10 protein-coding genes are annotated in these 15,596 nt (G+C 68.5%); 7 read left to right on the forward strand and 3 right to left on the reverse strand.

Annotated features, from left to right (window positions below; all coding sequences use genetic code 11):
* Positions 1-94: 94 nt before the first annotated feature.
* From N4261_RS16770 to N4261_RS16785, 4 genes are all read left to right on the forward strand, one after another.
* A complete protein-coding gene (locus N4261_RS16770; RefSeq protein ID WP_261756423.1) occupies positions 95-781 on the forward strand; it encodes an ABC transporter permease in 687 nt (228 codons plus the stop codon).
* 98 nt (positions 782-879) lie between these two features.
* Positions 880-2,001, forward strand: coding sequence for a succinylglutamate desuccinylase/aspartoacylase family protein (locus tag N4261_RS16775; protein WP_261756424.1), 1,122 nt, complete (start codon positions 880-882; stop codon positions 1,999-2,001).
* Positions 2,001-2,774, forward strand: coding sequence for an ABC transporter ATP-binding protein (locus N4261_RS16780; protein WP_261756425.1), 774 nt, complete (start codon positions 2,001-2,003; stop codon positions 2,772-2,774). Before N4261_RS16775 ends, N4261_RS16780 begins: the two co-directional genes overlap by 1 nt.
* A gap of 136 nt (positions 2,775-2,910) precedes the next feature.
* Positions 2,911-4,725, forward strand: a complete 1,815-nt coding sequence (locus tag N4261_RS16785) for a hypothetical protein (protein ID WP_261756426.1) — start codon at positions 2,911-2,913, stop codon at positions 4,723-4,725.
* Positions 4,726-4,848: 123 nt separating this feature from the next.
* On the opposite strand, the gene N4261_RS16790 is transcribed toward N4261_RS16785, so the two are convergent.
* Both N4261_RS16790 and N4261_RS16795 read right to left on the reverse strand, forming a co-directional pair.
* A complete protein-coding gene (locus tag N4261_RS16790) occupies positions 4,849-5,901 on the reverse strand; it encodes a flagellar hook-length control protein FliK (protein ID WP_261756427.1) in 1,053 nt (350 codons plus the stop codon).
* 205 nt (positions 5,902-6,106) lie between these two features.
* A complete protein-coding gene (locus N4261_RS16795) occupies positions 6,107-6,985 on the reverse strand; it encodes a flagellin N-terminal helical domain-containing protein (protein ID WP_261756428.1) in 879 nt (292 codons plus the stop codon).
* 133 nt (positions 6,986-7,118) lie between these two features.
* On the opposite strand from N4261_RS16795, the gene N4261_RS16800 reads away from it, so the two are divergent.
* Positions 7,119-8,864, forward strand: coding sequence for a hypothetical protein (locus N4261_RS16800; RefSeq protein WP_261756429.1), 1,746 nt, complete (start codon positions 7,119-7,121; stop codon positions 8,862-8,864).
* Positions 8,861-10,417, forward strand: coding sequence for a hypothetical protein (locus tag N4261_RS16805; protein WP_261756430.1), 1,557 nt, complete (start codon positions 8,861-8,863; stop codon positions 10,415-10,417). The genes N4261_RS16800 and N4261_RS16805 overlap by 4 nt, the downstream gene beginning before the upstream one ends.
* Positions 10,418-10,608: 191 nt before the next feature.
* Here N4261_RS16805 and N4261_RS16810 read toward each other — a convergent pair whose 3' ends face one another.
* Positions 10,609-11,988 (reverse strand): class I SAM-dependent methyltransferase, encoded by a 1,380-nt coding sequence (locus N4261_RS16810; RefSeq protein WP_261756431.1) that lies wholly within the window; start codon positions 11,986-11,988, stop codon positions 10,609-10,611.
* A 677-nt stretch (positions 11,989-12,665) separates the two neighbouring features.
* Here N4261_RS16810 and acnA point away from each other — a divergent pair.
* Positions 12,666-15,419, forward strand: coding sequence for an aconitate hydratase AcnA (gene acnA / locus N4261_RS16815; RefSeq protein WP_261756432.1), 2,754 nt, complete (start codon positions 12,666-12,668; stop codon positions 15,417-15,419).
* Positions 15,420-15,596: the final 177 nt, after the last annotated feature.

Genomic DNA, 15,596 nt, shown 5'->3' on the forward strand with positions numbered 1-15,596 from the left:
TCACCGCCCTGTCGGCTGCACTGCCGGCCCTGCGTCGCCACGCGTGCGCCGCCGCCCGCGCGGTCCTCCTCGTCCCGAATCGATTCGCCCGCCCATGAACCTGGACGCCATCGTCGAGAATTTCCCGCGCTACCTCCAGGGCGCGCAGACCACGCTCGAACTGCTGCTGATCTCGCTGCTGATCGGCCTGGCCCTGGCCATTCCGCTGGCGGTGCTGCGCACGCTGCCGATCAAGTGGCTGTCCCGCACGATCTGGCTCTACACCTATGTGTTCCGCGGCACGCCGATGCTGGTGCAGCTGTTCCTGATCTATTACGGGCTGGGTCAGTTCGAGTGGATGCAGCAGAGCGCCCTGTGGCCGCTGTTCAGCTCGGCCTGGTTTTGCGCCTGCCTGACCTTCGTGCTCAACACCTGCGCCTACACGACCGAGATCATCGCCGGCTCGATCCGCGCCCTGCCCTATGGCGAGATCGAGGCCGCGAAGTCGCTGGGCATGAGCCGCTGGGTGATGCTGCGCCGCATCGTGCTGCCCGCCGCCCTGCGTCGCGCGCTGCCGGCCTACAGCAACGAGGCCATCTTCATGCTGCACGGCACCTCGCTGGCCAGCGTGGTGACGTTGATGGACCTCACCGGCGTGGCCCGAGGCATCAATTCGACCTACTACATTCCGTTCGAGGCCTTCATCACCGCCGCGATCTTCTACTTCCTGATGACGCTCACCCTGGTCGGCCTCTTCCACAAGGCCGAGGCCCGTTGGCTCAAGCCGCTGATGCCGCGATGAGCCAGCCCCAACCGCACACCCCGAGGCCCGCCTCCCGCCGCGAGCGGCCCGCCGCTGCACCAGCGCGCGCCGCCCGACTCCTCACGGATTCCTGATCCATGCACGTCCAGACACATTCCCTGCCGAGCCCGACGCCCGGCACCCAGCGCGAGCTGGTCTCGCTGCATTACGGCCACGCCGGGCAAGGCCCCAAGGTCTACATCCAGGCCTCCCTGCATGCCGACGAGCTGCCCGGCATGCTCACCGCCTGGCACCTGCGCCAGCAGTTCGACCGCTTGGAGGCCGACGGCCAGATCCAGGGCGAGATCATCCTGGTGCCGATGGCCAATCCGATCGGGCTGTCGCAGTGGTGGTTGCAGTCGCATCTGGGCCGCTTCGACGCCCTGTCCGGCGAGAACTTCAACCGCCACTATCCCGAATTCATCGACGCCGCCGCCCGCTCCGCCGAGCCGCGCCTGGGCAGCGACGCCGCCCGCAATGTGCAGGTGCTGCGGGCCGCGCTGAAGACCGAGATCCAGTCCGCCCCCGCCGACACCGAACTCCAGGCGCTGCGCAAGACGCTGATGCTGCTGGCCTGCGACGCCGATGTGGTGCTGGACCTGCACTGCGACGCCCAGGCCCTGATGCATCTCTACACCGAGACGCCCTGCTGGCCGCAGTGCGAGCCGCTGGCCGCCTACCTCGGCGCAGCGGTGACGCTGCTGGCGACCGACTCCGGCGACAACCCGTTCGACGAGGCCTGCTCCCAGGTCTGGTGGAAATGGGCCCGTCACTTCGGAGACCGCTTCCCCATTCCCCAGGCCTGCCTGTCGGTGACGGTGGAGCTGCGCGGCCAGCAGGATGTGCATCACGCGCTGGCCGCCAAGGATGCGCAGGCGCTGGTGGATTTCCTCCGTCATCGCGGCGTGATCGCCGGCCCGGCGCCGGTCGTGCCGGCGCCGCTGGGTGACGCCCGCCCGTTGGCGGGCTGCATGCCGGTCAAGACGCCGGTCGGCGGCGTGCTCACCTTCTTGCGCGAGGTCGGCGAGGTCGTGGCCGAGGGCGATGTGATTGCCCATGTGATCGATCCGATCAGCGGATCGGTCACCGAATTGAAGAGCCCGGTCGATGGCCTGCTCTTCGCCCGCGACACGCTGCGCCTGGCCACCGCCGGCGCCAAGGTCGCCAAGGTCGCCGGGCGCGAAGCCCTGCGCACCGGCAAGTTGTTGGGAGCCCGTTGATGTCGTCCGCCGCCAGTCTCGTTGTCGACAACCTGCACAAGCGCTACGGCGATCGCGAGGTGCTCAAGGGCGTGTCGCTCGCCGCCAAGCCCGGAGACGTGATCACGCTGATCGGCTCCAGCGGCTCCGGCAAGAGCACCTTCCTGCGCTGCCTCAACCTGCTGGAGCAGCCGCATGAAGGCACGCTCTCGCTCGGAGACGAAACCCTGCGCCTGGCCCGCGACCGCGACGGCAGCCTCAAGGCGGTCGATGCGGCCCAGTTGCAACGCTGGCGGGCGCGCCTGGCGATGGTGTTCCAGAACTTCAACCTCTGGGCTCACCGCACCGTGCTGGAAAACGTGATCGAAGCGCCGGTCCATGTGCTGCGTCAGCCCCGGGCCCAGGCGATCGAAAAGGCCGAGGCATTGCTGGCCCGAGTGGGCGTCTCGCACCGCAAGGATGTCTATCCGGCGCAGTTGTCCGGTGGCGAGCAGCAGCGCGTGGCGATTGCGCGCGCGCTGGCGGTCGAGCCCGAGGTCATGCTGTTCGATGAACCGACGTCGGCCCTGGATCCGGAACTCGTCGGTGAAGTCCTGAAGGTGATGCGCGACCTCGCGGCTGAAGGCCGAACCATGATCGTCGTGACCCATGAAATGGGCTTCGCACGTGAGGTCTCGTCCCACACGATGTTCCTGCATCAAGGCCGCGTGGAAGAACAAGGGGATCCGCGCGAGGTGCTGTCCAAGCCGCAGAGCGAGCGCCTGAAGGCCTTCCTGAGTGGCGGCTTGAAGTAGGACGGAGCCACTGCACACAGAACCCCGCGCGGGTCGTCCGCACTGATCGCGCTGGACCGCCCTCTGGACGCCGGCGCCTCGACGTCGGTGTCCCGCCCGCCACAGCGGCGGTCCTCTTGATCAGGAGGATCCCGCCATGTGGAGCAGCTTCACCGCCAGTTGCCCCGATCTGTCGCGCTTCGCTTCATTGAACGCGAGTGACGAGCCAACGCCCCCGACCGGGCACCAAACCGGACACCAGACCGGACAACCGACTACAAACCAGACCGAAAGTCAGACCCAAGGCCAGAGCCACAGCCCCTCTCAGCCGGGTCACGACGGCGCTTCGATCAGCGCGACCGCCGCCCGGCCCGAGACCTCGCGCGCCCAACGCCGTGCCGGCGATGACGCACCCCGGGCCAGCATGGTGCAAGCACGGCAACTGCTCGGCGATCCGGACACCCCGCCCTACCTGGTCGCCAAGCTCCGGAACTGGTCGGAGGACCATGGTCGCCGTGCAGACGCTCTGATGGCGCTGTTCGACCATGAATTTCGCGCCCTGGCCACCGCACAGGGCCCGCAGTGGGCGCAAGAGTTCGAGACGAGGCTGCTCCCCTCGCTGCGGCAGGCGGCCGTGGTCAGCGTCGCCTTGGGGATGGACACCCTGCCCGCGCTCCGCGACTTCCTGAACAAGGGGGCCGGAGAAGCGAAAGAGCTGAGCCAGGTGGGACGCTGCTACGGACTGCCGGCAGCCCTCGCGCCGTTGCTCGTTGCCGCCGCAGCCGTGCTCACGCTGAAAGAAAACGCCGAGCCGCCCGATGTGTACGCGCCGCCCGGTGGCGGCTCCGACGCCGGGATGCCGTGGGTGGCCGGCGCCGTCCTGCTGGCGGCGACTCCGCTGTTCGCATGGATCGACAGCCTCGGTGACATCGGTCGCCGGTCGCTGGAGAACAATGCGCTCCTGGGACCGCGGGCCTCGTTCGGCAATGCGCTGGCGTCCCATCTGCATCAGTGCCCCAGCCGCTCGGAACGCCGCCAGACTCTGCGCGATGCGGCGGCCACGCTGCTGACGGACGCGATCCTTCGCGTGTGCCTGGGCACCGCCGTGATCGGCGCGCTGCCTGTCAAGGTTCCGCTGACGGCCTACCTGTTGGTGGACGCCTTCGTGGCAGCCATGAGGGAAGCATTCATCGCCCAGGCCGTGCTCGGCGGACCGCTGGGACTGAAAACGCCGCCGCCCATCCGCGATTTCATGACGCTGTCCAGCCGCGAGTTCCCGCGATGGGCGACGCAACTGCATCGGGACGACGCCGGGCGGGGGAAATGCGTGCAATCGATGCGCGACATCGCTGCCGGGTTGGTCCGTCCATCCACCTACGCGCGCGCCGCGCTGGGCGTCGCCCCGTTCATGTTGAGCCATTTCCTGGCCCTGTGCACGACCGCCTATCCGGTGGGAGGCAATCTGTCGTCTCGACTGGACAAGGATGAACTCACCCGGGGACTCGGCCCGCCGGTCGATCCGCTCACCGTCCTGGCGCTGAGCAGTTGGGCGAGCGCCCTCGCCGCCATCACGGTCGTCACCTCTCAATCGGTTCGTGCCTGGGCGGAACGTTGGCTGGATCCTGCGGCCGAACGGCTGGCCGGACACGCGTGGCAGGCCGTCGGCCGTTGCCGTCGACGCTTCACCTACGCCACGCCGGAGGCAGCGGCAGCGGCGGCGGCGGCGGCGACGTCAACCGCGACATCGCCGGACTGCGAGGCGGGCATGGCGATGCAGGTGCGACGTCCCCGCCAACTTGCGCCGGCTGACCGCCTCACCGCCGACCGCAGCCCATGTGCGCCGCAAGACGCCGCGCATCCCTGGAAGAGGCTCAGCCAGATCGCCACGCGCCACGCGCCCGGCGAATCCGTCGCATCGAGTGATCGCACCGTGCTGCTGGCAGAGGCAGCGCTGTACGAGACCCGCCTGTGACGGACCCGACGCCGACTCGACCCGAGCCACCGCCATCCAGGTCGGTGGGCGGCTCAGGCCGCGAGGCTGAGGCTGAGGCTGAAGCGGAGGCGCTGGGAGCGCTACGACCGCGTAGGCACCAGCCTACTGCAGCGCCACCACCAGCGTGGCGCCGGCCTGCAGCAGCGGTCCGTGGACGGGCAGCGGCGGCTCGGCCGACGGCGGGTCGGCAGGCACCCACAACGCCTGCCGGCGCCACCCCAGACGGGACAGCCGGAAACCGGCGCGCACCAGCGCAGCGACCAGTCGCGGCAGTTCCGCACGCAGGGCCGCGAGGACGACGTCGTTCTCCGCCAGCAGCGTGAGCCGCAGCGCGTCACGCGGGCCTTGCAGTTGCAGACCGATCGCGGCCCCGCGCCATTTCAGCAACAGGCTGAGCGCCGGGTCGGCACCGGGGGCGTCCTCGGACGATGGATCGGGTGATCGGTCAGCGCCTCTGTGGGGGGCCGAGCGTGCATCCGGCTCGTCACGCACCCAGTAGGCCAGCGGCAACAGCCAGAACGGTTCACCGCCCGGGCCCATCGGCGCACGGCCGTGGCTCAGCGCCATCGCCCAATCTGCTGCCAGGGTGAGGGGGGTCGGCCGGGCGGCATCGCCCGCACGCGCCGCGGTGAGCTCGGACAACATCTGCCGGCGCCATGCCGCCAGATCGCCACGCAAGGCGGCGAACTGGGCCCAGCCGCCGTCACCCTCCGATGCGCCTTCGAACGAGCGTGTGGACGAGCGTTTAGACGAGGCATCGGCGGCGCCGTCGGACAGGCGGTCGGATGGCCGATCGCTTGCGCCGGCGGTCGACGGCGAGCGTCGCTCCAGCACCTCCAGTTCCAGCCGCGGCGACACCGTTCGCACCCGCAGCAGCAACTGGTCGCCGGGCATCAGATCCTCCAGCGGCGGTTGCAGCAGCGTCAGCACCTGGTCGCTGTCGAGCGATGCGAGTTGCCAAGCGCCACCGCCCTTGCCAGCGCCGTCACCAGCGCCCTCGCCACCGACGCGACCCTGCGTCAGCCGCAGCACCTGGCCGGGCAGCAGGCCGCCGGGGGCGCCCGGCAGATCCCGGAGCACGGCGTGCACCCGCCCGGTGGCGCCGACCGCCTGGATCGGGCCGGTGGATGTCGATGCAGACCCGGTTGTCGCCATGGTTCACCTCCAAGGCCGGCCCGACGTGGGGCGGGCAAGAGGCGCCGTGCGGCCACGTCACGCCGCACACGCCAAACAGCCGGGCGCAGGCCCGGCTGTGGATAATCGGAACCGACCTGGAGTCCGCGATGGGCATGCACCCGCGGGCCGGCCGGTTCGCCAAGGCGTCGGGCGCCGCAGCGCCTGATCGCCCGTGCGTGGGGAATCAGCCCAGCAGCGACATCACCAGGCCGGACATGCTGTTGCTCTGCTTGAGCATCGAGGTGCCGGACTGCAGCAGCATCTGCTTGGTGGTCATCGTGGAGGACTCGGCGGCGAAATCGGTGTCCATGATGCGGCCCTTGGCGGCCGTGGTGTTGGTGCTCATGTTCTGCAGGTTGTTGTAGACATGATCCAGACGGTTGGCGGCCGCACCGAAGGACGCGCGCAGCTCACCCACCCGGTCCACCGCCGTGCCGATGGTGGTCAGCAGGGCGTTGGTGGCGGCCGACAGTTCGGTGCCCGCAGCCGGCGCGGCGGCGTACTGGGTGGAGATCGCGCCCAGGGCGGTGCCCAGCGCGGTCAGTTGGGTGCTGACGTCCACCGACATGGTTTCGCCGGCGCTGGCGCCGATCTGGAAGCTCATCGCAGCGCTCATCTTGCCGTTGGAGCCGTCGATGGTGGTGCCGTCAGAGAACAGCTGCGTGCCGCCGAAGCTGGTGTTCTTGACGATGTTGGTCAGTTCGGTGCCGAGTGCGTCGTACTCGTTCTGCATCGCGGTCTTGTCGGTCGCGGTCGACGAGGCCGAGAAGGCTTCGGTGGCCAGGTCCTTCATGCGCAGCAGGATGTTGCTGACTTCGGTCAGCGCGCCTTCACCGGTCTGCAGCATCGAGATGCCGTTCTGGGTGTTGCGCTGGGCCACGGCCATGCCGCGGGTCTGGGCGTCCAGACGGGTGGCGATCTGCAGGCCGGCGGCGTCGTCCATCGCGGAATTGACGCGGTAGCCGGTGCCCAGACGGGTCATCGAGGTCGACAGGCTCTTCTGCGTCGAGCTCAGCGAGTTCTGGGTCGACAGGGCCGCGGCATTGGTGTGCAGGCTCAACATGGTGTTCGCTCCTAGAGAGTGGTCTTGCGCTTGGGGATCGAAGGGCTACGGATCGCCCTCACTCACACAGGACGACCGTCCGACGCCGCGACTTAAACCCCGCCGCAAATTTCTTCACCACCAGCCGGGCGAGTTGCGCACCGTCATTCGGCTTTTGGGACGCGCATTGTCAAACCCAGAAGCGGGGCGAGCGACTGAGCCGGCTTGCGCGCCGTGGCGAGTCAGGGCGCGCCCCTGCCTGCCATGCTGGAGCCTGCCCATGCTGCCCATGCTGCCTCATCGCGCCGCCGCGCCCTCCGGCGCCCCCTCCACCGATGCGCGTGAGGACGCGGCGACACAGCCGACCTCCGCTTTTGACACGGGCCCACCCCATGTGCCAGCGCCCGCTGTGCTGCCGCCCACGGTGCAGGCGTTGATCGACGACGCCTACACGCCGGCGCCCCTCAGGGAGATCCTGCAGCGGTGGCACCCCGCCCAGCAGGCCCACGCCGACCAGATGGCGAGAAACCTGCGTGGCGCCTTTCTTGACCTGGCCACCCACGATGGCATGACCGAGGCCGAATACGACCAACAGGTCGTGCCAACGCTGGACCGGGCCGCCGTGCTGATGGTGGCGGCCGGGATCGCCCATTCGGAGACTGCGGCCTTCAACCTGTCCATCAGTCATCGCCGCGATCACGGGTACCTGGAGGATGCCTCGGGCGTGGTGGGCAATATCGTCGGTGGCTTCCTCGGTGGGTGCACGGGGATCTTCAGTCATCTGGGCCTCGGACTGACGGCCCGCACGCCCAGTCCCTACTGGGACTCTCATCTGCCGCCCGCCTCCGTGGCAGGGATGTTCAGTGCACCCGCCCGTGCCGGTCTGCACGCCCTGGGGGAGTCGGTCAGGGAAGTCATCCGCGACCAAGCCTTGCTGGGCCCGCACGCCGCCTACACCCATCCGCTGGCACAACGACTTCACGATCGACTGCTTCGCAGCCCGACCGACGACCGAGACCATCGCGCCAACGTGCAGTGGTTCATTCACATGGTCAGCCGCGGTTTCATGGTCCCCGGCCTCGTCGCCATGGCCGGCGGTCTCTCCGCCGGCGCGCGCCTTTATCTGGACACCTCCGCGCGGATCCTCCTCGACAGCGGGCCGATCGGCCTGGCAGAGTCCTTGACCCGCCGTGTTCATCCCACGCCGCAACAATACGGACTCCTGATGTTGTCCCAACGGGACCTCGCACAACGTGTCACGCAACTGGCCTCGATCCAGGCCTTGGACGAGGACGTCCTTCCGCTCGCCGGCCCCGCATTGCGTGCCGTGTTGGGATGGCCTCGCCCTTCGACCTTGCTTCACACCCTGGTCGTGCTGGCCTCGCTGGCCACGGAAGCCCTGCTCCATGATCAGCAACGGGCCCCCATCGGCCGGAAGATGGCGGTCTGGCGGCTCGACGGCTCCGGGACGGTGCCCGAGATGCTCACCGCCCGGGAGGCCTTCGGCCTTGCCCTGCAGGGGATCATGCTCTCCACCTTCACCACCTATGCCGTGTTGACGGTGCGGGCGCATGCGCCGGTGCTAGACACGCAGGTCGCGGCCGTCATCGGTCGATTGCGCCAGTGGTGGCAGGGCGGCGAGGCGGCCGCTGCTTCAGGGTCGACGTCGGGGCGTCGCGACTCGTCCAGTTCATCCCACGCGTCGGACGCCCACTCACCGTCGAGCTCCGCGCGATCTTCGGACTACGATGCCAGCGATGAAGTCAGCGATGAAGTCAGCGATGAAGTGAGTGAGGCGGGGAGTGAGGCGGGAAGTGATGCGGGGAGTGATGACGCTTTCGATCTCACCCATGATCTCGCGACTGCTGCCCGCCACGGCAATGGGAGCGACGACACATGATCCCCGCCTCGCTCAGCCACCGCACCACCGTGCCGGCGAACGCGGCCGATGAGGGCAGCGAAGATCCCGACGACGTCCGTCATCGCCCCGGCCCGCACCCGCAACTGCCCGCGACGGTGCGCGAGTTGATCGACGACCCGCAGACGCCCGATGAGCTCTGCGAGGTCCTGCGGCGCTGGACGCCGGCGCAGCAGGCGGCGGCCGATCGGATGGGCGCCCCATTGCAGGAGGTCTTCCGTGGGGTGGCCACGCGAGAGGGCCTCGATCACGCCGACTACGATCAAGAGGTGGTGCCTTGCGTGAACCGGGCTGTCGTGCTGATGGTGGCGGCCGGTCTGGAGGATTCAGACCTCGCCGTGCAAGTTCTGCTACGAAGCCTGCACCGCGATGAGATGGTGCTGGGTGCCCAGGCCCGCTACGCCCGCGCCATGGTCGGGAGCCTGTTACCGTTGCTCGGGTTTGCCGCGCTGCAGATCGGGATGGCGATGAGTCGCCGCCCCCTTCACGTGGGCGGACAGGTCACTCCCGCCGCGCCGATGGCGGTCAATTACGCTCGGCTCGCACCGATGCGTGCTGCCGCTTCCGCCGTGGGCGAATCGGTGGCAGAGCGGGTGCAGCGCGGTCGCCTGTGCAGCGCCCACGGTCCGCTGACCAATCCGCTGGCCCAACAGGTGGCGAGGCGGCTGGCGCTGGACCCGGTGGGCGACCGCAACCTGCGCAGCGGGATTCAGTGCGCACTGCACACGCTGTTACGTGGCGTGGCCGTGCCCACGATGGCCGCCGTCCTGGGCATGGGCGCCGATCCTCCGTTCGGCAGCTTGTCCAACGTGTGGCGCTGGTCGCTGGACTTCCTGGCCCAGACGCAGATCGACACCATCGTCAGCGGCACGGTTGAGCACGAGATCCGCCTGCTGCGGCTCACGCCGAATGATTACGCGCTGCTGCTGCTCTCGCAGCCGGATTTCGCCCGCCGCGTGGGCGCGTTGGCCGATCTGGCCAACCGGCCGCCGCCGCCGGAGCCGGAGCCGTCCTGGACACAGGCCACCATGCAGATGCTGCGTCAAACCCTGCAGGATCTGCCGCGCGCCTCCACACTGGCCCACGCGTTGGTGCTGCTGGCCTGCCATTACACCGAATCGATGGTGCTGGCCGACCAGCCCTGGCCGGTCGGCGCGGCCAATGCCACCCATTCCGACCACAGCCCCCGGGATCAGCTCACCGATGACACGATGACCGGCATGGACTGCTTCCGCATGGGCATGTATGGCGCAGCGATGGCCACCGTCACCACCTACGCTGCCTTGACCGTGCGGGCGCATGCGCCCGCCATCGATGCCCAGGTCGCCGGCGCGATGCAACGACTGCGCCGCTGGGTGACGGGATCGCCCTCGCCGAACGGCGCTGAGATCGGACGGACGAGCAGCACTGGGAGGGGCGCTGCGAGGCGCGACACGGGCACCAGCGGAACGCCCGATGCCGAAGCTGACGCCCCCCAGTCACCGTTGGAGCAGTCCGAACCGAGGAGGCACGGGGGACGCGGCGGGAGACGCTGAGCGAGGGGCAGAGCCATAGGCAGAGCGACCACGCGAAGCGATAGGTAGAACGATAGGCAGAGCGATAGGTAGAACGACAGGCACAGCGATACCCAGAGGGATAGGCTGCAGGCTGTCGGCCCCACAAGCCGCCGCGGGCCGATCCCCCCGTGACGCCGCGCGGCCCATGAGTCGGCGCGGCGGCCCGGGGCTCAGTGCGGCTCGTAGAGGTGGCGCCGGGTCAGCGGCACGGGCGCCGGTCCGCCGTCGCGCTTGCTGGCCAGGATCTGGTAGAGCCCCAGCTCGCCGGATTCGAACTCCAATGCGCAGGCCGCCATGTACAGCCGCCAGACGCGGTAACGGGCTTCATCCACATGATGAAGCGCCGCCTCATGGCCCTGCTCCAGCCGCTGCACCCAAGCCCGCAGGGTCTTCGCATAGTGCATGCGCAGGCCCTCCACATCATGCAGTTCGAACTGCTGCTGCTCCATCACCTGCATCACGTGGCTGACCCGGTCGAGTTCGCCGTCGGGGAACACATAGCGGTTGATGAAGCGGGAGGACAAGGCCTGGCCCCAGCCCTCCTCCTCATGGGTGATGCCGTGGTTCATGAACAGGCCGCCGGGCTTGAGCAGCCGGTTCACGCAGCCGAAGTAGGTGGGCAGGTTGCGCAAGCCGACATGCTCGAACATGCCCACGCTGGCGATCTTGTCGAACTGGCCGGTCAGGTCACGGTAATCGCACAGCCGCACCGACACCTGCCCCTCCAGCCCGGCGGCGGCGATGCGCGCCTGCGCCAGGGTCGATTGACGCTCCGACAGCGTGATGCCGGTCGCATGGACGCCGTAATGCCGGGCCGCATGGATCACCAGGGCGCCCCAGCCGCAGCCGATGTCCAGCAGCGTCTCACCGGGCTGCAGCCGCAATTTGCGGCAGATATGGTCCAGCTTGGCCCATTGCGCCCGCTCCAGCGGCGTGTCCTCGGTCTCGTAGTAGGCGCAGGAATAGACCATGGCCGGGTCCAGCCACAGCGCGTAGAACTCGTTGGAGAGGTTGTAATGGAAGGCGATCGCGGCCTTGTTTTCGTCCCGGCTGTGCCGCTGCACCCCCGCGGCACGCAAGCCAGCGGCGCTGGCGCCAGGGGGCGGGGCCAGCAGCCGCAGCGCCAGGCGCAGCCGGTCGCCCCAGGACAGCGTCAGCCCCGACAGATGGTCCTTGAGCTGCAGCGCCGCAAAGAAATTACCCTCCACATCCAGCTCGCCGCTGAAATAGGCCTCGGCAAAGCGCAGCGGGTCGCGACCCATCAGCAGCCGACGCAGCGCGGTGGGATTGTTCAGCACCAGGGTGAAGGCCGGCGGCAGATGCGCCGCCTGGCCGCCCAGCCGGATGTGCCAGTTGCCCTGGCGCAGCATCAAGCTGCCGGGATAGGCCTGGAACATCCGTTGCAGCAGGGTGACCCCGGCCGGGGGCAACGGCCCCGAAGCCCCGGCAAGCGGGCCCGGGACGCCGCTCTCTGGGCGCTCGGCCTCGGGCGCGGCATCGGGCGCGGTTTCGATCACGCTTTCGGCTTCGGACAGCAGTTCCTGATCCATTCCATTCCTCTTGCACCACGGGACAACAGGCTGAGAGGGTCGGGACCACACGGACCACACCGACGATGCCGCCCATCCGGGCGATCCTCCAGCGTACGAAGACCGTCTGTCCCCAAGCGGATCCGAGCGGTTCCGCTTCACCGGTGGCTGGGGCGCACGCGCTGCCGCAGGGCGGACCGCGTTCAATCGATCGCGGGCAAGCGCCTGCGGCGCTGGGGGGCCCTGTCCGAGCAGGTCAGAGCAGGTCAGAGCAGGTCCGAGCAGGCACCGACCGGCAAGGGACGACTGGGCGAACTGCGTTCGACATCACGATCGGCGTCGGCAGTGCAAGGCGCAAGGCGCAGGCTGCGAGGCCCGCGACATGGCCTCGTAGCGCCGGGCTATAGGCCGGCGGCCCCGGAGCAATTCATGTGCCTGCTCAAATCGGCAAGGCTGGCCAAGGCCGCACACGACGGCAGCGCCCTGGCCCCTCCGGCAGCGCCCCCTTTTAGACCGGGACAGCGGGATGGCGCGCCCTCCGGCAGCCTGCGGGGCGACCAGCGGTGCCTGAGACCCCCCGGGCACGTCCATCGCCCAAGGGAGTCATCACAGCGCCGTGCAGTCGGGCCACAATCAGCGCGATCCGCTCGACCACACCCCCAGCAAGCCTGCGAACAAACAAAGCCAAGGAGTGAGCCATGCCCCACGCGTTTGCCAACACCGTTTCCAGCTTCAAGACCGCCTCCGGCCAGACCGGCCAGTTCTATTCACTGCCCCGGCTGGCCGAGCAGTTTCCCGCCGTGTCGAAGCTGCCGGTGTCGATCCGGCTGGTGCTGGAATCGGTGCTGCGCAACTGTGACGGCCAGCGGGTGACCGCCGAGCACGTCAGGCAGTTGGCTCACTGGCTGCCCAATGCGCCACGCAACGAGGAAATCCCGTTCGTGGTGGCCCGCGTCGTGCTGCAGGACTTCACCGGCGTGCCGCTGCTGGCCGACCTGGCGGCGATGCGCAATGTGGCGGCCGCACAGGGCAAAAATCCGAAGACCATCGAGCCGCTGGTGCCGGTGGATCTGGTGGTCGATCACTCGATCATGATCGACTACTTCGGCGACAAGACCTCGCTGGACCTCAACATGAAGCTGGAGTTCGAGCGCAATCGCGAGCGCTATGAATTCATGAAGTGGGGCATGCAGGCCTTCGACACCTTCGGCGTGGTCCCGCCGGGCTTCGGCATCGTCCACCAGGTCAACCTGGAGTTCCTGGCGCGCGGCGTGCACAAGGGCAGCGGCCGCAACGGTCACGGCGGCAAGGGCGGTGGCGAGGCGCCGGTCTACTACCCCGACACCCTGGTCGGCACCGACAGCCACACCACGATGATCAACGGCATCGGCGTGGTGGGCTGGGGCGTGGGCGGCATCGAGGCCGAGGCCGGCATGCTGGGCCAGCCGGTGTATTTCCTGACCCCGGACGTGGTGGGCTTCGAGCTCAGCGGCCGACTGCGCGAAGGCGTCACCGCCACCGACCTGGTGCTGACCGTCACCGAGATCCTGCGCAAGGCCAAGGTGGTGGGCAAGTTCGTCGAGTTCTTCGGCGAAGGCACGGCCTCGCTGTCGGTGCCCGACCGCGCCACCATCGGCAATATGGCGCCCGAGTACGGCGCGACCATGGGCTTCTTCCCGGTGGACGAGCGCACCATCGACTATTTCAAGGGCACCGGCCGCACCCAGGAAGAGATCGAGACCTTCGAGGCCTACTTCCGTGCCCAGGGCCTGTTCGGCGTGCCCCGCGCCGGCGACATCGACTACAGCCAGGTGGTGAAGCTCGACCTGGGCACCGTGGTGCCGTCGCTGGCCGGCCCCAAGCGCCCGCAGGACCGGATCGTCATCACCGACCTGGCCAAGACTTTCGCCAGCCTGTTCAGCAAGCCGGTGACCGAGAACGGCTTCAATCAGCCGGCCGACAAGCTGGATCAGCGCTATCCGCTGGGCGGCGCCCAGGAAGGCATCGACATCGGCAATGGCGATGTGCTGATCGCCGCCATCACCTCCTGCACCAACACCTCCAACCCGAGCGTGATGCTGGCTGCCGGCCTGCTGGCCAAGAAGGCGGTCTATGCCGGGCTGACGGTGCAGCCGCACATCAAGACCTCGCTGGCCCCGGGCTCGCGCATCGTCACCGAGTATCTGGAGAAGGCCGGCCTGCTGCCCTACCTGGAGAAGCTGGGCTTCTCGGTGGCGGCCTACGGCTGCACCACCTGCATCGGCAATGCCGGCGACCTGACGCCCGAGATCAACGAGGCGATCACCAGCAACGACCTGATCTGCTCGGCGGTGCTGTCGGGCAACCGCAACTTCGAGGCCCGCATCCATCCCAACATCAAGGCCAATTTCCTGGCCAGCCCGCCGCTGGTGGTGGCCTATGCCATTGCCGGCAATGTGACCCGCGACCTGATGACCGAGCCCGTCGGCCTGGGCACCGGCGGCAAGCCGGTGTATCTGGGCGACATCTGGCCGACCAGCGACGAGATCTACACCCTGCTCAAGCTGGCGCTCAATCCGGACGCCTACCGCGCCAACTATGCCAAGGTGAAGGCCGAACCCGGCCAGCTCTGGGAGAAGATCAAGGGCGGCACCGGCCAGGTCTACGGCTGGCCCAAGAGCACCTACATCGCGCAGCCGCCGTTCTTTGGCAGCTTCACCCAGACGCCGCCGGCCCTGGAGGTGGGGGTGCGCAATGCGCGAGTGATGGCGCTGTTCGGCGACTCGATCACCACCGACCACATCTCCCCGGCCGGCTCGATCAAGGAAGTCTCGCCCGCGGGCAGCTACCTGAAGGCGCAGGGCGTCACCAAGGCCGACTTCAACAGCTACGGCTCGCGCCGCGGCAACCATGAAGTCATGATGCGCGGCACCTTCGCCAATGTCCGGATCAAGAATCTGATGATCCCGACCAAGGCCGACGGATCCCGCGAGGAAGGCGGCCTGACGCTCTTCCAGCCGGGCAACGAGAAGATGTTCATCTACGACGCGGCGATGCGCTACCAGGCCGCCGGCGTGCCGACGGTGATCTTCGCGGGCGAGGAATACGGCACCGGCTCCAGCCGCGACTGGGCGGCCAAGGGCACCCAGTTGCTGGGCATCAAGGCGGTGGTGGCCAAGAGCTTCGAGCGCATCCACCGCTCCAACCTGGTCGGCATGGGCGTGCTGCCGCTGCAGTTCCGCCCCGGCGATTCCTGGGAGAGCCTGGGCCTGACCGGCCACGAGATCATCGACATCGAACTGGGCGACGAGATCCTGCCGCAGTCCGAGGCGACCTTGATCATCAAGCCGGTGAACGGCGCGGAACGCCGCGTGCGGCTGATCCTGCGCATCGACACCCCGATCGAGGTGGAGTATTACCGCCACGGCGGCATCCTGCCTTACGTGCTGCGGCAACTGCTGGCCGCTGCCTGATTGCGCGCCTGATTCCAGTGCCTGATCGAGTGCCGCACCGAACGAGCGAACGAGAGACCGATCCAGGCGCCGCCTCGTTGGCGCCTGGGTGACGCATGGATCAGCCGACACCGCACCGGTCGCCGCAAGGCGACGGTGGCGGCGATCGAATCGGCGATCGATTTGGCGGACGGGATG

This window comes from Roseateles amylovorans (assembly GCF_025398155.2).
GTDB classification, from domain to species: Bacteria; Pseudomonadota; Gammaproteobacteria; order Burkholderiales; family Burkholderiaceae_C; genus Roseateles; species Roseateles amylovorans.

Coding starts and splice junctions, on each gene's coding strand:
- N4261_RS16795 (WP_261756428.1), bottom strand. CDS start 6,985: ATGTTGAGCCTGCACACCAATGCCGCGGCCCTGTCGACCCAGAACTCG.
- N4261_RS16780 (WP_261756425.1), top strand. CDS start 2,001: ATGTCGTCCGCCGCCAGTCTCGTTGTCGACAACCTGCACAAGCGCTAC.
- acnA (WP_261756432.1), top strand. CDS start 12,666: ATGCCCCACGCGTTTGCCAACACCGTTTCCAGCTTCAAGACCGCCTCC.
- N4261_RS16770 (WP_261756423.1), top strand. CDS start 95: ATGAACCTGGACGCCATCGTCGAGAATTTCCCGCGCTACCTCCAGGGC.
- N4261_RS16810 (WP_261756431.1), bottom strand. CDS start 11,988: ATGGATCAGGAACTGCTGTCCGAAGCCGAAAGCGTGATCGAAACCGCG.
- N4261_RS16775 (WP_261756424.1), top strand. CDS start 880: ATGCACGTCCAGACACATTCCCTGCCGAGCCCGACGCCCGGCACCCAG.
- N4261_RS16790 (WP_261756427.1), bottom strand. CDS start 5,901: ATGGCGACAACCGGGTCTGCATCGACATCCACCGGCCCGATCCAGGCG.
- N4261_RS16785 (WP_261756426.1), top strand. CDS start 2,911: ATGTGGAGCAGCTTCACCGCCAGTTGCCCCGATCTGTCGCGCTTCGCT.
- N4261_RS16805 (WP_261756430.1), top strand. CDS start 8,861: ATGATCCCCGCCTCGCTCAGCCACCGCACCACCGTGCCGGCGAACGCG.